We start from the raw sequence: 16980 nt of genomic DNA, 5'->3' as shown, positions 1-16980 counted from the left end.
CGCCTACACCTCTTCCGGGTTAACCTCCGGTCGCGCGTACTCCGGCCAGACCAATACCACCAGCTCCGGGTAGGCTTCCAGACTGAACTCGCGAAAACACTGACGCAGGTTTAATACGTCCAGGTCGGAATACGAGACTTTCTCGCCATTAAGACAGCGCTTTTTGATATTGTCATAATATTTATAGACAGCGGAATTCAGGTCGCTGCAGCGACGCTGCGCTTCAAACAACCCCGGCGTGTCATTAATTTCTGACATTTTCATCCGCTTAATTGTCGCGTGCAAAAAGTCGATATATTCATGGTTCACCCGCCAGTACCAAACCGGTGTCACCGAGTTCATCAATACAGAGAAATGATCTTCTCCTTCCTCTTTTGTCATCAACTCTGGTTGCGGCGGTTCACTGGCGTCTTTCGACACTTTCGTTTTATTGAACTCTTGCATCAATAAAAGCACACCAGCGGTCAGTAATAGTAATGTGATGACCGTAAAGAAAATGCTGTTCATGGGTAGGCTCCATTTTTTTTGATTTTAAAATTGCCTCATGTTATTGTCAACGAATCTCACGCCTTTACCAACCCCACCCTGTTGAAATTAAAGGAAATTAAAAAATGCTGCCCGACAGTCTCGTCCCGGCTAAGTACCACATTGCGCCTGTGGAACAGCAACCGACGAAAGAAGAAAAAGAGGCTAATTTTACTCAGGGAAAAAGAAAGCTCTCCGATTTCGAGTCTGACATATTAATTGGTGTTTCCCGAACGGGCAAATCCCGTAATATGGTGTTGGAGGAGCATGACCGCCATATTAAAGACCGTTTATTTCGCGCTGTGAAAATTGAAGCCTTGGCGCACCTGCTGAATGACCTGCAAGCCGAAGGTGAAATAGATGCCCAGCAGCTCAGTCAAATAATGGCTGAAAAGACCAAAGAAATAAACGAAATGGGTAATGAAATTTGGCTTAATTTAATTACTCGAGAAAAAAACGCCCCCATTTTTTATGACTTCGGGGAAGATTAACGTGAAACCAGTTAATGACAATAATGTCTATTTGACTTTAGATGATAAAAAAAGCGATGAATTTATCTTAAAGCAAAATCTCGAAGCATTAAAAAAGAGTAAAAATGAAGAGATGACGCGTATTACCCAGGATCTGGTATCGATCCCGGCCACGCTCGTGCGCCTGAAATGGCAGAACCGCCGCGAAATATACCCGTTACAGGTGAAAGAAGAGATCTACGGTGCCGTGATGAATGCCATCATCGAGCAGCGCCCGGAGCTGAAAGAGAAGCTTCTGGGACGTCTGGAGGCCAATTATCAGTATCTGCTGGCGAGAGAGACCGCGACGCTGCGCCTGACCCGTAAACTGTCTGAGGGGGATTATCACACCTCAAACGTCACCCACGTCGCCCTCAATGAAGACGCGCTGGTGACTGGCACCCGCTCCCCCTCCGAACCGCAAAGCTAGTTAAATTTGAATACGGCAATCGCCTCTTTTAACTGACCCGTCTGCTGCCGCTGCGCGTCGGCCACCTGCAATGTTTGCGCAACGTGACGCACATTCTCCTGTACGCTGGCATCAATGCTGGCAATGCTGTCGTTCATCTGCGCAATGCTTGCCCGCTGCTGCTCGCTCATCTGCGACAGCTCTTCCAGCAGAGAGCGAAGCCCTTCGATACTCTCAATGATCGACTTCATTGTCATACCCGCGTGCTCAACCTGTTCGACGCCCTGCAGCGTGGTCGCCTGCGATGCGGTCAGAAGCTGGCGGATATCTTTTGCCGCCCCCTCGCTGCGCTGGGCCAATACACGCACTTCTGAGGCAACCACAGCGAAGCCTTTGCCATGTTCGCCTGCTCTTGCAGCCTCCACCGAGGCGTTGAGCGACAGAATATTTGTCTGGAACGCGATCCCGTCGATCATCTCCAGAATGGCGTAAATACGCTGCGACTCCTCGCGAATGTGCTCCATCGCCGCAATCGCCTGCCGTACATTATGGCCCCCCTGCTCCGCCACGTTACTGGTGCTTATAGCCACTTCCCTGACCTGGCTGGCTTTTTCACTGGTCAGGGTAGCGACAGCACTTAACTGTTCCATCGCACTGGCCGCCGTTGCCAGTGAACTGGCCTGATGATCGGTGCGTTCTGACAGCGCGCTGTTGCGTTGTCCTAACGCACGGGATGCCTCCAGCAGTTGTCCAATATTGGCGCTGACCTGCTCAAGCGTGGCGCGCATGGTGCCAAGCGTCAGGCTAAACGTGCGGGCAAAAGGAGACTCTGCAGGCTCCGCATCGACGGCAAGCGTGAGGTATCCTGGCTCGCGGTTGATCACGCCCGCGAGCCCTGCCACCTCACTCGCAGAGCGGGCGTCCTGCTCCATTCGTATCGCCAGCAGGACCAGGATCGCGGTCTGGACCACGACAAACAAGCCATGAAAAACCACCATATGAAAGCCGGTGTGCATGAACACCACCACGCCGTAAAGGTCATTCTCCTGCAGATAGTTAAACACCAGATGATGTAACGCAATGACCGCGGCCCCCATCACCAGGGGCCGCCAGTCTCGCCAGGCAAGCAGCGCGGAAAGCAGGACGAAAACAGAGAAATGGTATTCGGTTTCCCCCTCGCCCAGATGAATGAGCAGCGCGGAAAAGGCCATTAGCACAAAAGCAGAGCTCAGGCGGAGCAGCAGCGCGCCGGGAAACAACAGCGTCAGCAGCGTCGATAAACAGGCCAGAGAGGTGCCGACAATGGCCCCCTGCACAACATTCTCGTTCAAATAACCGACACCCAGCGAGATACCCCACAGCGACCAGATAAGCACCAGAATTAGCCTGTCGGCGCGTCGTCGAATTGCAGGAAGCGTAAACTGGTCGTTTTGAGGCGCGTGTGGATACAGCCATGTCATCGTAACCATAGGGAGTCTCTTGCTGTGCAGGTGAAAAGATCCTTCGAAGAAGGATTGTTTTTATTATCTTTGTTAAGAGTAGTGGGGATATTCCACGACGCCATTTCAGCAAACGATATATTTTAACGGCGTAGCAGAATACTGATATTTACTTAACTATCAATAGATTATTAATTATGGCTTTATTAATAAATAAATATGAAGAATGGGGATATGCAGCAGAAAATAATAACGATTTAACATAGTAACAAACAAAAAAGCTGGCTTTCGCCAGCTTCCTTATCACTTCGCGGCCGCTTTTTCTTCGCCGACCAGACCAATCTTCAGGTACCCCGCCTGATGTAGCGTGTCCATCACCCTCATCATGGTTTCATAGTCGACGGTCTTATCTGCACGGAAGAAGACGGTGGTGTCTTTCTTGCCGCCGGTCAGCTGATCCAGCGCCGGAATGACTGACGCATCCGTTACCGGGTCGTTACCCAGGAACATAGATTTATCCGCTTTCACCGACAGATAGATAGGCTTTTCCGGGCGCGGCTGCGGCTGGCTGGACGAGGCCGGGAGATTCACCTTCACGTCGACCGTCGCCAGCGGCGCTGCCACCATAAAGATAATCAGCAGAACCAGCATGACGTCGATAAACGGCGTCACGTTGATCTCATGCATTTCACCGTTATCGTCCAGATTTTCGTTTAGACGCATTGCCATACGATTAACCTACGCGCAGTTTAGAGGCCGCATGCACCGGTTTAACGGAGCTGGCGTTGAGGTCCAGGTCACGGCTTTGCAGCAGCAGAACCTGTGCAGCAACGTCACCGAGCGTGGCTTTGTAGCTGCCAATCATACGCGCGAAGATGTTATAGATTACTACCGCAGGGATCGCGGCAACCAGACCAATGGCCGTTGCCAGCAGCGCTTCTGCGATGCCTGGTGCAACCACCGCCAGGTTAGTCGTTTGAGTCTGCGCGATGCCGATGAAGCTGTTCATGATGCCCCAGACGGTACCGAACAGGCCGACGAAAGGAGAAATCGCCCCGATGGTCGCCAGATAACCATTACCGCGGCCCATATGACGACCTACGGCAGCTACGCGGCGTTCCAGACGGAAGCCGGTACGTTCTTTAATGCCTTCGTTATCTTCACTGCCTGCGGAGAGTTCCAGCTCGTTCTGTGCTTCATTAACTAACATGCTGGTCAGGCTTTTCGCATGGAAGGATGAGGTCATATCAGAAGCCTGATCCAGAGAACGGGCTTCGGCCAGCTGCTGCTGTTCGCGCTTAAGGCGGCGCTTCTGAGAAAGCAGCTCGGCGCTCTTGCTGAAGAAAATAGCCCAGGTGACAACGGACGCCAGAATCAGGCCGATCATCACAATCTTAACCACGATGTCAGCATGTTGATACATGCCCCAAACGGAGAGATCCGTCTGCATCAAATTATTACCCACTCTGTATCTCCAGGACGCAAATCACAAAATCTGAGCGTAATAATATCAAAACGTCGTCGAATTGATAGTAGTTCTCATTAGTATTTACATAGTGCCGTAATTTTCGCTCACATTCCTTGCGCTTACGCAGTAAAAATTTCTTATGCGTATTTTTCATAATATTTTCTGCTTATTCGATAAGCATCCGGGTGCACATTTTTACAATCGTGGTAGTCTGGACGTCCAGACGTATAAAAAACAGGGTTAGCGAACATGACAAAGAAGCATCTTGATACCACGCTGGTGCAGGCAGGACGCAGCAAGAAATACACCCAGGGATCGGTAAACAGCGTGATTCAACGCGCTTCCTCGCTGGTGTTTGATACGGTTGAGGAGAAAAAAATCGCCACGCGCAATCGCGCGAAAGGCGGGCTGTTTTATGGTCGTCGCGGCACGCTAACCCATTTTTCTCTACAGGAAGCCATGTGCGAGCTGGAAGGCGGCGTGGGCTGTGCACTGTTCCCCTGCGGCGCGGCGGCGGTTGCCAACACCATTCTGGCGTTTGTGGAACAGGGCGATCATATCCTGATGACCAACACCGCCTACGAGCCAAGCCAGGATTTCTGCACCAAAATCCTCAGCAAGCTCGGCGTGACCACCGGCTGGTTTGACCCGCTGATCGGGGAAGGCATTGCCGAACTTATTCAGCCAAACACGCGCATTGTGTTCCTGGAATCTCCCGGCTCAATCACCATGGAAGTGCACGACGTGCCTGCCATCGTGAAGGCCGTGCGCAGCAAAGCGCCGGATGCGATTATCATGATCGACAACACCTGGGCGGCAGGCGTGCTGTTTAAGGCGCTGGAATTCGATATTGATATTTCGATTCAGGCGGCGACAAAATACCTGATTGGGCACTCGGACGGCATGATCGGCACGGCGGTGTCCAACGCGCGCTGCTGGGATCAGCTGCGTGAAAACGCCTATCTGATGGGGCAAATGGTGGACGCAGACACGGCCTACATGACCAGCAGGGGCATCCGCACGCTGGGGGTTCGTCTGCGTCAACACCATGAAAGCAGCCTGAGAGTTGCCGAGTGGCTGGCGCAGCATCCGCAGGTGGAGCGCGTGAATCACCCTGCGCTGCCGGGCAGTAAAGGTCACGAATTCTGGCAACGTGACTTTACGGGCAGCAGCGGCCTGTTCTCCTTCGTGCTGAAAAAGCGGCTGAACAACGACGAGCTGGCAAGCTATCTGGATAATTTTACCCTCTTCAGCATGGCCTACTCCTGGGGCGGCTTTGAATCCCTGATCCTGCCTAACCAGCCGGAACAAATTGCGGCCCTGCGCCCCGGCGGCGAAGTGGACTTCAGCGGCACGCTGATTCGATTGCATATTGGTTTAGAAAATGTGGACGATTTAATTGCGGATTTGTCAGCAGGGTTTGAACGTATCGTGTAGAGTGCAGGCTGAAAATGTACTCCTGGACGTTTTTGTGAACACTGCAAGCAGAAAAGTCTGCATGAGTTGCGTCCGCGATCAACCCCAGCGGGCCAATTCGGGAGTACAATAGCGTTATATCTGCTGTTCCACAGGAAAGTCCATGGCTGTTATTCAAGATATTATTGCGGCGCTCTGGCAACACGATTTTGCCGCGCTGGCGGATCCGCACGTCGTGGGGATTGTTTACTTCGTGATGTTCGCGACGCTGTTTCTGGAAAATGGATTACTGCCAGCCTCGTTTCTCCCCGGTGACAGCCTGCTTCTGCTCGCAGGCGCGTTAATCGGCAAGGGAGTGATGGACTTCACGCCGACGATGGTGATCCTCACGTCAGCCGCCAGCCTGGGCTGCTGGCTGAGCTATTTACAGGGCCGCTGGCTTGGGAATACCCGCGTCGTAAAAGGCTGGCTGGCGCAGTTGCCGCATAAATATCATCAGCGCGCGACCTGCATGTTTGACCGGCACGGCCTGCTGGCGCTGCTCGCCGGGCGTTTCCTGGCATTTGTTCGCACGCTTCTGCCCACCATGGCGGGCATTTCCGGCCTGTCGAACCGCCGTTTCCAGTTCTTCAACTGGCTGAGCGCCCTGCTGTGGGTTGGTGTAGTCACCACACTCGGCTACGCGCTGAACATGATCCCGTTTGTGAAACAGCATGAAGACCAGGTGATGACCTTCCTGATGGTGCTGCCGATGTTCCTGTTGGTGGCGGGGCTGGTAGGGACGATTGCGGTGGTGATTAAGAAAAAGTACTGCAGTGCATAAAAAAAGCCGGGTGGCGCTATCGCTTACCCGGCCTACGTTTCCCCTCAGGCTCCCTGCATGGTTCGGATGCGTGACGCATCTTCTCCCGGCGTGACGCCGAAATAGCGCTTAAACTCCCGACTGAACTGCGACGCGCTTTCATAGCCGACGCGCATTGCCGCCGCGCTGGCCTTCATGCCGTCGTGGATCATCAGCATCCGCGCCTTGTGCAAACGGTAGGTTTTGAGGTACTGCAGCGGCGAGGTGCTGGTCACCGATTTGAAGTTATGGTGAAACGCCGAGACGCTCATATTCGCTTCCGCCGCCAGCTGGTCGACGCTGAGGTTTTCCGTGTACTGGCTTTCGATACGCTTGAGCACGCGGCTGATCAGGCTGAAGTGGGTCTGTCGGCTCACCAGCGCCAGTAACGCACCGCCTCCCGGCCCCAGCAGCACATGGTAAATAATTTCACGGATAATCTGCTTGCCGAGAATACGCGCGTCCAGCGGCCTTTCCATCACGTCCAGCAGACGTTCAATGGCGCAGAGGATCTCCTCCGACAGCGTCGCTGAGTTAATCCCGCTTGCCGCCATCGAAGGCTGGAAAAACTCGTCTTCACCAATCTCCATCAGTAGCTCCTGCAGCTGAAGAATATCGACGTTGACGCGAATACCGGCCAGTGGAACCGCCTCTGTCGCGAAGGTTTCACATTCGAAGGGTAAAGGTACTGTCAGAAGCAGGTATTCATTGGTGTCGTAGCGGAACACGCGCTCGTTGATATAGCCAATTTTATGGCCCGAGAAGAGAAAAACGATGCCCGGCTGGTACATCACCGGCGTGCGCGTCCCGGGCTGCGTGCCGTAGAGCAGGCGAATGTCAGGAAGCAGGTTACTGACACCCTTTTCGTTATCTATCAGTCTTTTAATCTGCGTAGTGAGCTGATGGCAGATCGCTTCACGGTTCATATTACGTTACTCCGGGTACGGTTTCCGACGCTGACAGTGTGCGTCGTTTTCCGCGCTTTCTCCAGCGCTCTGTAGAAATGGGCAAGACATCGGCAGGAATGTGCATTGAGAGGATAGCCCCGGGCGGCCACAATGTGCAGCATCAGGTAGCCCTCTGCGCCACCACGGTTTTTCACCCACTAAAGGGAACGAGCAATGAACAACTTTAATCTTCACACCCCAACCCGCATTCTGTTTGGTAAAGACGCCATCGCCGACCTGCGCGCGCAAATCCCCGCTGACGCCCGCGTGCTGATCACCTACGGTGGCGGCAGCGTGAAAAAAACCGGCGTGCTGGATCAGGTTTACAGCGCCCTGGACGGAATGGACGTGCGTGAGTTCGGCGGCATTGAGCCAAACCCGTCTTACGAAACGCTGATGAACGCGGTGAAAATCGCCCGCGAAGACAACATCACCTTCCTGCTGGCGGTCGGCGGCGGCTCCGTGCTGGACGGCACCAAATTCATCGCGGCGGCAGCGCACTACGCTAACGGCATCGATCCGTGGCACATTCTGGAAACCCGCGGCAGCGATATTAAAAGCGCCATCCCGATGGGCTCCGTGCTGACCCTGCCAGCGACCGGCTCTGAATCCAACAAGGGCGCGGTGATCTCCCGTAAAACGACCGGTGACAAGCAGGCCTTTATGAACGAACACGTTCAGCCTGTGTTTGCCATTCTGGATCCGGTGTATACCTACACCCTGCCTGCGCGTCAGGTGGCGAACGGCGTGGTCGATGCCTTTGTTCATACCGTTGAGCAGTACGTCACGTATCCGGTCGATGCCAAAATCCAGGATCGCTTCGCGGAAGGCATTCTGCTGACGCTGGTCGAAGACGGCCCGAAAGCGCTTAAAGAACCGGAAAACTACGACGTGCGTGCCAACGTGATGTGGGCGGCAACCCAGGCGCTGAACGGCCTGATCGGCGCTGGCGTGCCGCAGGACTGGGCGACCCACATGCTGGGCCACGAGCTGACGGCGATGCACGGTCTGGATCACGCCCAGACGCTGGCGGTCGTTCTGCCTGCCCTGTGGAATGAAAAACGCGACACCAAGCGTGCCAAGCTGCTGCAGTACGCCGAGCGCGTGTGGAACATCACCGAGGGTTCTGACGATGCGCGTATTGATGCCGCCATCGAAGCGACCCGCAGCTTCTTTGAAGGTCTGGGCGTGCCAACGCGTCTGTCTGGCTACGGTCTGGACGGCAGCTCCATCCCTGCTCTGCTGGCAAAACTTGAAGAGCACGGCATGACCCAACTGGGCGAGCACGGCGACATTACGCTGGACGTCAGCCGTCGCATTTACGAAGCTGCGCGCTAAGCGTTTTTGCCCTCCCGACTTTCGTTTTTTGACATTTCGTCCAGACTTAATGCACACCCCATCGTCGGAGTCCCCCTCCGACGATGCGCACCTGAAGGAGGAAAAATGGCAAACCAAACCGTAATCAAGCTGCAGGACGGCAACGTGATGCCCCAGTTGGGGCTAGGTGTATGGAAAGCCGGTAACGACGAGGTCGTCTCCGCCATTCATAAAGCCCTGGAAGTCGGCTATCGGTCGATTGATACCGCCGCCGCGTACAAAAACGAGGACGGCGTGGGGACCGCACTGGCCAGCGCTGGCATCCCCCGCGATGAGTTATTCGTCACGACTAAACTGTGGAACGACGATCAAAAGCGCCCTCGCGAAGCCCTGCAGGAGAGCCTGGAAAAGCTCCAGCTCGATTTCGTCGATCTCTGGCTGATGCACTGGCCGGTTCCGGCTATCGATCACTATGTTGATGCCTGGAAAGGGATGATTGACCTGCAAAAAGAGGGGCTGGTGAAAAGCATCGGCGTCTGTAACTTCCAGGTGCATCACCTGCAGCGTCTGATTGATGAAACCGGTGTTGCGCCTGTCATCAACCAGATTGAGCTGCACCCGCTGCTGCAACAGCGCCAGCTTCATGCCTGGAACGCCACGCATAAGATCCAGACCGAATCCTGGAGCCCGCTAGCGCAGGGCGGCGAAGGGGTATTCGATCAGAAAATTATCCGTGAGCTGGCGGATAAATACGGCAAAAGCCCGGCGCAAATCGTCATTCGCTGGCATCTGGATAATGGACTGGTGGTGATCCCGAAATCGGTCACGCCGTCGCGCATCGCCGAGAACTTCGACGTCTGGGACTTCCGGCTGGATAAAGATGAGCTGGGTGAGATTGCGAAGCTGGATAAAGGTAAACGTTTAGGCCCGGATCCGGATCAGTTTGGCGGTTAAGTGCGTAAAAAAGCCGGGTGGCGGCTTCGCCTTACCCGGCCTACGCGCTGACCTGTAGGCCCGGTAAGCGACAGCGCCACCGGGCATTGTTACAGGTTTAACCGGTCTTACGTTTTACGTTCTTCTTCGTTCCCGCCCCACCGTTCGAACGCTGATGCACAATCGGCGTGTGCTTGGTCAGCGCCGGGCGCGTATTGCGGTTCTGGCGACGCGCTTCGCGCATCTCATCCAGCGTCGGGGCCGGTACCAGGCAGTCGCGTCGCGAGCCGATCAGGTGTTTTTTACCCATATCTTCCAGCGCCTGACGGATCAGCGGCCAGTTTTTCGGATCGTGGTAACGCAGCAGCGCTTTATGCAGACGACGCTGTTTATCCCCTTTCGGCACCACCACCTCTTCACTCTTGTAGCCAATCTTACTCAGCGGGTTCTTGCCGGTGTAATACATGGTCGTCGAGTTGGCGAGCGGTGACGGATAGAAGTTCTGCACCTGATCCAGACGGAAGCGACGCTGCTTTAGCCACAGCGCCAGGTTGACCATGTCCTCATCGCGCGTGCCCGGGTGGGCGGAGATGAAGTACGGGATCAGATACTGCTCTTTACCCGCCTGCTTCGAATAGGTGTCGAACAGCTCTTTAAAGCGATCGTAGCTGCCCATGCCCGGCTTCATCATTTTCGACAACGGGCCTTCTTCGGTGTGCTCCGGGGCAATCTTCAGATAGCCGCCGACGTGGTGCGTCGCCAGCTCTTTGATGTAGCGCGGATCTTCCACGGCGATGTCGTAACGTACCCCGGAAGCGATCAGGATCTTCTTGATGCCCTTCAGGTCGCGCGCGCGGCGGTAGAGGTTGATCGTCGGCTCGTGGTTGGTATCCATATGCTCGCAAATGCTCGGATAGACGCAGGAGAGGCGACGACAGGTTTGCTCCGCGCGCGGCGACTTGCAGCGCAGCATGTACATGTTCGCGGTTGGGCCACCGAGATCGGAGATCACGCCGGTAAAGCCCGGCACCGAGTCGCGAATCGCTTCGATCTCATTGATGATCGAATCTTCAGAGCGGCTCTGGATAATACGGCCTTCGTGTTCAGTAATGGAGCAGAAGGAACAGCCGCCGAAGCAGCCGCGCATGATGTTGATCGAGAAGCGGATCATCTCATACGCCGGGATACGGGCGTTACCGTACGCCGGGTGCGGCACGCGCTTGTACGGCAGCGCAAAGACGCTGTCCATCTCTTCGGTGGAAAGCGGGATCGCCGGTGGGTTGATCCAGATAAAGCGCTCGCCGTGCTTCTGCATCAACGCGCGGGCGCAGCCCGGGTTGGTTTCATGGTGCAGAATACGGGACGCGTGCGCGTAGAGCACCTTGTCGGCTTTCACCTTCTCGTAGGACGGTAGCAGCACGTAGGTCTTTTCCCACGGTTTCGGGCGCGGCGGCTGCACAACGATAGCCTTCGCTTCCGCTTTTTTCGACTCAACCGGTTTGTTATCGGCACACGGCAGATCTTCGCCGTACGGGTGCGGGATCGGATCGATTTTGCCCGGCATATCAATGATACGGGAATCCACCCCGCTCCAGCCCGGCAGCGCCTCTTTCACCATGAGCGCGGTATTGCGCACGTCGCGGATGCTGCTCACCGGTTCACCCTGCGACAGACGGTGCGCCACTTCCACCAGCGGACGCTCGCCGTTACCGTAAATCAGCATGTCGGCTTTGGAATCCACCAGCACCGAGCGGCGAACGGTATCTGACCAGTAGTCGTAGTGCGCGGTGCGGCGCAGGCTCGCCTCGATTCCGCCCAGGATCACCGGAACGTCTTTCCAGGCTTCTTTGCAGCGCTGGGTATAGACCAGGGTAGCGCGGTCCGGACGTTTGCCCGCCACGTTATCCGGCGTGTAGGCATCGTCATGGCGCAGCTTACGGTCGGCGGTGTAGCGGTTGATCATCGAGTCCATGTTGCCTGCGGTCACGCCGAAGAACAGGTTCGGTTTACCCAGACGCATGAAGTCGTCTTTGCTGTTCCAGTCAGGCTGGGAGATGATCCCCACGCGGAAGCCCTGCGCTTCGAGCATACGGCCACAAATCGCCATACCAAAGCTCGGGTGGTCAACGTAGGCATCGCCCGTGACCAGAATGATGTCGCAACTGTCCCAGCCCAGTTGGTCCATCTCTTCCCGGGACATCGGCAGGAACGGCGCCGGTCCAAAGCAGGCCGCCCAGTACTGGGGCCAGGAGAAGAGGTCACGATCCGGCTGGATCAGGGAAATTGCGCTCATAATGCTTCCGAAGAAAAAATAGACAAAAGGGCGGGGATTATACGCTGGAACAATGAGGGAAATGAAGGGGTATTATGCGGGCTTTTGTCCCCTCACCCTAACCCTCTCCCCAGAGGGGAGAGGGGACTGCCCGGAGCGGTCTTTCACCCTCGCCCCTCTGGGGAGAGGGCCAGGGTGAGGGGTAATATTCACGGTGCTGGATTCACCAGCATCTGCCCCACAGATCCCCTGTCCATCATCTCCAGCGTCTGGCTATGGAACAGGAATGGGAAGTGCGGCCAGGAAGGCTGGCCATAGTAGACGAGCAGTTCAACCTGACCATCCACCCAGACGGTGTCTTTCCAGCCGCGATCTTCCGGGAACGGCATTGCGCCATTGACGTTGCGGATCAGGAATGACACCCCTTCAATATGGAACGACTGCGGCATATCCGAACGAACCGTCCAGCGCTCCCAGGTCCCCTGCTGCGCGGTAATATCTATACGGTTCACATCCCACAGCGCGCCGTTGATGCCCGGATCGTCGCCCAGGCTGATATCACGGCTGCGCACCGGCGAACCGCTCATGATCTCCTGCGGCAGCAGGCGCATTGGCAGGCTATCGGTCACCAGCGGCAGCAGACCTGTCGGGCGCAGGGTTAATACCAGCGTAGAGACCAGAATGCTCGACGGCTCAAAGAACCCGCGAATGCGGTCAACAATGCTCGCCGCTTCACCACAGGTGACGGAGACTTCATCCCCGTTGGTCATATCCACCAGGATTTCACGACGTTCACCCGGCGAGAGCGCCAGCTGTTTAACGGAAACCGGTGCGGGTAAAAAACCCTGATCGCCTGAAATCACGTGCAGCGCGCGGCCGTCGCTCATCTGCAGCTGATAGCGGCGCGAGTTGGAGGCGTTCAGCAGACGCAGTCGCACCCAGCCACGCGAGACTTCAACATAGGGGCTTTGCGCGCCGTTAACCAACAGCGTATCGCCAACAAAACCACCGCTGCCCGGCTCGCTGTATTCCGGCGTACCGAAATTATCGAGGCGTTTATCCTGAATAATGACCGGGAAATCATCCACGCCGTAGTGATTCGGGATCGGCAGCGATTTACTCACCTCATCCTCAATCAGCCACATACCGGCCAGGCCGTTGTAGACCTGCTGGGCGGTGCGGTTCGGCGTATTGGCGTGGTACCACAGCGTGGTCGCGCTCTGGCGGATAGGGAGGACGGGCGCCCAGTCGGCGTTTGGCGACATCATGCGCGCCGCGCCGCCGATCAGCGGCCCCGGCACCTGCAGCCCGCTGACGGTCATCGCGACATTTTCAGTCGTCCGGTTACTGTATATCAGCTTAACGTCATCGCCGTTCCACACGCGAATGGTTGGGCCAAGGTAGCGCCCATTGATTCCCCAAATCTGCGCGCGCGTTCCCTGAGTAAAGGACCAGTGGCTACGCTGTAGCGTGAGGAAAAGCGGCTGCCCGCGACGGGATTCAATCAACGGCGGAATAGGCAGCGGCTGTTGCTGCCCGGCGGCGCTGGCTGTCCGCGGTATCGCACCTGCACAAAGGGCGATCCCCGAAGCCTGAATAAACTGACGCCGACTGAATGACATATAAGCTCCATCTGAAACGACTAACAACGCGGGAATTCGTTTTCCCTTATAACGCCGGATTAAATCTTACCGGCGGCTTCTCTCTCTGCGACTTCTTTGTCGAGCAACGCAATATGCTGAGCCATCAGCTCACGGCAATGAGCTGCCAGTTCGCGCACCTGATCTTTGCCATATTTACTGGTATCCACCGGCGGCAGCATTTCGACAATGACCAACCCGTTATTCAGGCGGTTAAGATTAATCTTATTAGAAGTATTGGAAACACACACAGGAATAATTGGAACACCTGCCGCAATTGCGGCATGAAACGCACCGGTTTTAAACGGCAGCAGGCCACGACCGCGGCTACGCGTCCCTTCCGGGAACATCCAGATTGAGATTTTGCGTTTCTTAAAGTGATTCACCACTTCCGCAATAGTGCCATGCGCTTTGGCTCGATTATTACGGTCAATCAACAAGTTACCCGTCAGCCAATAGAGCTGACCGAAAAACGGGATCCACAGCAAACTCTTTTTCCCCACCGTCACGGTTGGCGGCAGTACGATGTTTGCGGCGGTCACCATATCGTAGTTGTTCTGATGGTTAGCGATATAGATGGCGTTGCCGAACTGCTCCGCGCCTTCCGGCAGGCGTTTTTCCACCTTCAGACCAAACAGCGGCGCAAGGCGGCCAAACATATGGCCAAAGGTGGCGACATGCTTAGGATTACGCGGACTGAACAGGCAATAGATGCAGCCGAAAACACAGACCAGAATGCAGTAGATAACGGTAAGAATGAGACGAACAATGTATAGCATAGCGACCTCTGAAGCCCTGACAGCTGACAATTATACTTCACCTGTGGCCAGGTAAGGACTTTATTACGAGCGCGTATTGTTAATCGCAACGCACGAATTAACAACGATTTTACGGGAAATTTTCGTGAAATGCCCCCCTCCGGAACGGAGGGGGGAGGCGTTACGTTACTCTTCGCTGTCGCCCGCGGTGCTGCGCGCAGGAGAGTCAATCTCCACGCGGTCGATACGCTGCAGGCCACGCATCAGCGAGCCACGACGACCGCGCTCGCCAACAACCTTCTGCAGCTCTTCCGGACGCAGTTTGATTTTACGCTTGCCGACATGAATGGTCAGCGTGCTCTGCGGCGGCAGAATGAAGAGGTGCGCCAGGCCATCCTCGCCTTTTGCCGCTTCCGCTGACGGGATGTTGATGATCTTGTTGCCTTTACCTTTCGACAGCTCCGGCAGGTCGCTGACCGGGAACATCAGCATACGTCCGGCAGAGGTGATCGCCAGCAGCATGTCGCTCTCGTTCTCAATCACCAGCGGCGTCATCACGTGGGCGTTGTCCGGCAGGCTAATCAGCGCTTTACCGGCGCGGTTACGCGACACGAGATCGTTAAAGGTACAGATAAAGCCGTAGCCCGCATCGGAGGCCATCAGCAGTTTTTGGTCATCCGCTTCCATCAGCATATGGTCAACCGTCGCGCCCGGCGGGAGCGTCAGCTTGCCGGTCAGCGGTTCACCCTGCCCGCGCGCGGAAGGCAGCGTGATCGGGTCGATGGCGTAGCTGCGACCGGTGGAATCGATAAACGCCACCGGCTGGTTGCTCTTGCCTTTCACCGCCGCTTTGAAGCTGTCGCCCGCTTTATAGCTCAGGCCCGGCGCGTCGATATCGTGGCCTTTGGCGCTACGCACCCAGCCACTCTGCGACAGCACAATGGTCACCGGCTCGGACGGCTGCATGTCGTGCTCGTTCATCGCCTTCGCTTCTTCGCGCTCGTGCAGCGGAGAACGACGGTCGTCGCCAAAGGCTTCGGCATCCGCCTGCAGCTCTTTCTTCAGCAGGGTATTCATCTTGCGCTCGGACGCCAGAATCGCCTGCAGCTGATCGCGCTCTTTTTCCAGCTCGTTCTGCTCGCCGCGGATCTTCATCTCTTCCAGTTTGGCGAGATGACGCAGCTTCAGTTCGAGGATGGCTTCGGCCTGGGTTTCGCTGATGCCAAAGCGCGACATCAGCGCGGGCTTCGGCTCGTCCTCGGTACGGATGATCTCAATCACTTCGTCGATATTGAGGAACGCCACCAGCAAACCTTCGAGGATATGCAGGCGCTTAAGCACTTTTTCCAGACGGTGGTTCAGACGACGGCGCACCGTATCGCGGCGGAACGTCAGCCATTCAGTGAGGATCTCCAGCAGGTTTTTTACCGCCGGGCGACCGTCAAGGCCGATCATGTTCAGGTTAATGCGGTAGCTTTTTTCCAGATCGGTGGTGGCGAACAGGTGGTTCATCACCTGCTCCATGTCCACGCGGTTAGAGCGCGGCACGATCACCAGACGAGTCGGGTTCTCGTGGTCGGATTCGTCGCGCAGGTCGTCCACCATCGGCAGCTTTTTATTGCGCATCTGGGAGGCGATCTGCTCCAGCACTTTCGCACCGGAGACCTGATGAGGCAATGCAGTGATCACCACGGCGCCGTCTTCTTTATTCCACACCGCGCGCATGCGCACGGAGCCGCGACCGTTCTGGTAGATTTTGCGGATTTCCGCGCGCGAGGTAATGATTTCGGCTTCGGTCGGGTAATCCGGCCCCTGCACGATATCCAGCAGCTCGTCCAGCGAGGTTTTCGGCTGTTCAATCAGGGTGATGGCGGCTTTCGCCACTTCGCGCAGGTTGTGCGGCGGAATGTCCGTCGCCATACCGACCGCGATACCGGTGGTGCCGTTCAGCAGGATGTTCGGCAGACGCGCAGGCAGCATTTTCGGCTCCTGCATCGTACCGTCGAAGTTTGGCACCCAGTCAACGGTTCCCTGACCCAGCTCGCCCAGCAGCACTTCGGCGTATTTAGACAGGCGGGATTCGGTATAACGCATCGCCGCGAAGGATTTCGGATCGTCCGGCGCACCCCAGTTCCCCTGCCCGTCCACCAGCGGGTAGCGGTAAGAGAACGGCTGCGCCATCAGCACCATCGCTTCATAACAGGCGCTGTCACCGTGCGGATGGTATTTACCCAGTACGTCACCGACGGTACGGGCGGATTTCTTGAACTTGGCGCTGGCGCTCAGGCCCAGTTCGGACATCGCATAGACGATGCGGCGCTGAACGGGCTTCAGGCCATCCCCGATAAACGGCAACGCCCTGTCCATGATGACGTACATGGAGTAGTTCAGGTAGGCGTTTTCCGTGAATTCATGTAGCGCGAGGCGCTCTGCCATATCGCTCATTACGTGTGATTCCTCAACTCAGAAACCGAAGGGTTTCAGGCAATATTGCCGCAGATACTAC

Annotated in this window: 15 protein-coding genes; 6 read left to right on the top strand and 9 right to left on the bottom strand. The window is 56.0% G+C overall.

What is annotated here, in order from left to right; genetic code table 11:
- Positions 1-3 precede the first annotated feature (3 nt).
- The gene (locus KW829_RS12475; RefSeq protein ID WP_042717810.1) at positions 4-507 is read right to left on the bottom strand and encodes an ESA_00282 family adhesion-associated protein; all 504 of its coding nucleotides are present in this window, start codon (positions 505-507) and stop codon (positions 4-6) included.
- Between the two features lie 104 nt (positions 508-611).
- On the opposite strand from KW829_RS12475, the gene KW829_RS12470 reads away from it, so the two are divergent.
- The gene (locus KW829_RS12470; RefSeq protein ID WP_010435585.1) at positions 612-1016 is read left to right on the top strand and encodes a hypothetical protein; all 405 of its coding nucleotides are present in this window, start codon (positions 612-614) and stop codon (positions 1014-1016) included.
- Positions 997-1464 carry a hypothetical protein gene (locus tag KW829_RS12465; RefSeq protein ID WP_041951451.1) on the top strand — a complete coding sequence of 156 codons (468 nt, stop codon included), beginning with the start codon at positions 997-999 and terminating at the stop codon, positions 1462-1464. Before KW829_RS12470 ends, KW829_RS12465 begins: the two co-directional genes overlap by 20 nt.
- Here KW829_RS12465 and KW829_RS12460 read toward each other — a convergent pair.
- The 3 genes from KW829_RS12460 to exbB all read right to left on the bottom strand — a co-directional run bounded on the left by KW829_RS12460 (position 1461) and on the right by exbB (position 4347).
- Positions 1461-2912: a methyl-accepting chemotaxis protein gene (locus KW829_RS12460; protein ID WP_218308325.1), complete on the bottom strand. Its 1452-nt coding sequence runs from the start codon at positions 2910-2912 to the stop codon at positions 1461-1463. The two genes, KW829_RS12465 and KW829_RS12460, sit on opposite strands and share 4 nt — an antisense overlap.
- Positions 2913-3185: 273 nt before the next feature.
- Positions 3186-3611 (bottom strand): TonB system transport protein ExbD, encoded by a 426-nt coding sequence (gene exbD, locus KW829_RS12455; protein WP_010435590.1) that lies wholly within the window; start codon positions 3609-3611, stop codon positions 3186-3188.
- A gap of 4 nt (positions 3612-3615) precedes the next feature.
- On the bottom strand, positions 3616-4347 hold the full coding sequence (gene exbB / locus KW829_RS12450) for a tol-pal system-associated acyl-CoA thioesterase (RefSeq protein WP_100166417.1): 732 nt from the start codon (positions 4345-4347) through the stop codon (positions 3616-3618).
- A gap of 252 nt (positions 4348-4599) precedes the next feature.
- On the opposite strand from exbB, the gene metC reads away from it, so the two are divergent.
- Positions 4600-5787 (top strand): cystathionine beta-lyase, encoded by a 1188-nt coding sequence (gene metC, locus KW829_RS12445; RefSeq protein WP_089599575.1) that lies wholly within the window; start codon positions 4600-4602, stop codon positions 5785-5787.
- 142 nt (positions 5788-5929) lie between these two features.
- Positions 5930-6589, top strand: coding sequence for a DedA family general envelope maintenance protein YghB (yghB, locus tag KW829_RS12440; protein ID WP_089599576.1), 660 nt, complete (start codon positions 5930-5932; stop codon positions 6587-6589).
- A gap of 44 nt (positions 6590-6633) precedes the next feature.
- Here the strand turns inward: yghB and KW829_RS12435 are convergent, their stop codons facing one another.
- Positions 6634-7533 carry an AraC family transcriptional regulator gene (locus KW829_RS12435; protein WP_010435596.1) on the bottom strand — a complete coding sequence of 300 codons (900 nt, stop codon included), beginning with the start codon at positions 7531-7533 and terminating at the stop codon, positions 6634-6636.
- A 195-nt stretch (positions 7534-7728) separates the two neighbouring features.
- Between KW829_RS12435 and yqhD the strand changes: the two genes are divergently transcribed.
- Positions 7729-8892 carry an alcohol dehydrogenase gene (gene yqhD, locus KW829_RS12430; protein ID WP_010435598.1) on the top strand — a complete coding sequence of 388 codons (1164 nt, stop codon included), beginning with the start codon at positions 7729-7731 and terminating at the stop codon, positions 8890-8892.
- A gap of 105 nt (positions 8893-8997) precedes the next feature.
- Entirely contained in the window at positions 8998-9825 is an 828-nt protein-coding gene (dkgA, locus tag KW829_RS12425; protein ID WP_218308324.1) for a 2,5-didehydrogluconate reductase DkgA, read from the top strand.
- Positions 9826-9922: 97 nt separating this feature from the next.
- Here the strand turns inward: dkgA and KW829_RS12420 are convergent, their stop codons facing one another.
- From KW829_RS12420 to parC, 4 genes are all read right to left on the bottom strand, one after another.
- Complete coding sequence (locus KW829_RS12420) at positions 9923-12097, bottom strand: YgiQ family radical SAM protein (protein ID WP_256350592.1); 2175 nt, start codon at positions 12095-12097, stop codon at positions 9923-9925.
- Between the two features lie 188 nt (positions 12098-12285).
- Positions 12286-13698, bottom strand: a complete 1413-nt coding sequence (ftsP, locus tag KW829_RS12415) for a cell division protein FtsP (RefSeq protein ID WP_108416235.1) — start codon at positions 13696-13698, stop codon at positions 12286-12288.
- Positions 13699-13757: 59 nt separating this feature from the next.
- Positions 13758-14495, bottom strand: coding sequence for a 1-acylglycerol-3-phosphate O-acyltransferase (gene plsC / locus KW829_RS12410; RefSeq protein WP_010435607.1), 738 nt, complete (start codon positions 14493-14495; stop codon positions 13758-13760).
- Between the two features lie 165 nt (positions 14496-14660).
- Entirely contained in the window at positions 14661-16919 is a 2259-nt protein-coding gene (parC, locus tag KW829_RS12405; RefSeq protein ID WP_089599583.1) for a DNA topoisomerase IV subunit A, read from the bottom strand.
- Positions 16920-16980: the final 61 nt, after the last annotated feature.

Origin of the sequence: Enterobacter sp. ENT02 (genome assembly GCF_019219165.1) — a bacterium.
In the GTDB taxonomy this organism is placed as follows: domain Bacteria; phylum Pseudomonadota; class Gammaproteobacteria; order Enterobacterales; family Enterobacteriaceae; genus Enterobacter; species Enterobacter mori.
The sequence above is the reverse complement of the archived record's forward strand: the minus strand, read 5'-3'. Positions and strand labels throughout refer to the sequence as shown.

What these genes read in the sequence shown, in the direction of transcription:
- KW829_RS12475 (WP_042717810.1), bottom strand. Translation starts at nt 507, where the DNA reads ATGAACAGCATTTTCTTTACGGTCATCACATTACTATTACTGACCGCT.
- KW829_RS12470 (WP_010435585.1), top strand. Translation starts at nt 612, where the DNA reads ATGCTGCCCGACAGTCTCGTCCCGGCTAAGTACCACATTGCGCCTGTG.
- KW829_RS12465 (WP_041951451.1), top strand. Translation starts at nt 997, where the DNA reads ATGACTTCGGGGAAGATTAACGTGAAACCAGTTAATGACAATAATGTC.
- KW829_RS12460 (WP_218308325.1), bottom strand. Translation starts at nt 2,912, where the DNA reads ATGGTTACGATGACATGGCTGTATCCACACGCGCCTCAAAACGACCAG.
- exbD (WP_010435590.1), bottom strand. Translation starts at nt 3,611, where the DNA reads ATGGCAATGCGTCTAAACGAAAATCTGGACGATAACGGTGAAATGCAT.
- metC (WP_089599575.1), top strand. Translation starts at nt 4,600, where the DNA reads ATGACAAAGAAGCATCTTGATACCACGCTGGTGCAGGCAGGACGCAGC.
- yghB (WP_089599576.1), top strand. Translation starts at nt 5,930, where the DNA reads ATGGCTGTTATTCAAGATATTATTGCGGCGCTCTGGCAACACGATTTT.
- KW829_RS12435 (WP_010435596.1), bottom strand. Translation starts at nt 7,533, where the DNA reads ATGAACCGTGAAGCGATCTGCCATCAGCTCACTACGCAGATTAAAAGA.
- yqhD (WP_010435598.1), top strand. Translation starts at nt 7,729, where the DNA reads ATGAACAACTTTAATCTTCACACCCCAACCCGCATTCTGTTTGGTAAA.
- dkgA (WP_218308324.1), top strand. Translation starts at nt 8,998, where the DNA reads ATGGCAAACCAAACCGTAATCAAGCTGCAGGACGGCAACGTGATGCCC.
- KW829_RS12420 (WP_256350592.1), bottom strand. Translation starts at nt 12,097, where the DNA reads ATGAGCGCAATTTCCCTGATCCAGCCGGATCGTGACCTCTTCTCCTGG.
- ftsP (WP_108416235.1), bottom strand. Translation starts at nt 13,698, where the DNA reads ATGTCATTCAGTCGGCGTCAGTTTATTCAGGCTTCGGGGATCGCCCTT.
- plsC (WP_010435607.1), bottom strand. Translation starts at nt 14,495, where the DNA reads ATGCTATACATTGTTCGTCTCATTCTTACCGTTATCTACTGCATTCTG.
- parC (WP_089599583.1), bottom strand. Translation starts at nt 16,919, where the DNA reads ATGAGCGATATGGCAGAGCGCCTCGCGCTACATGAATTCACGGAAAAC.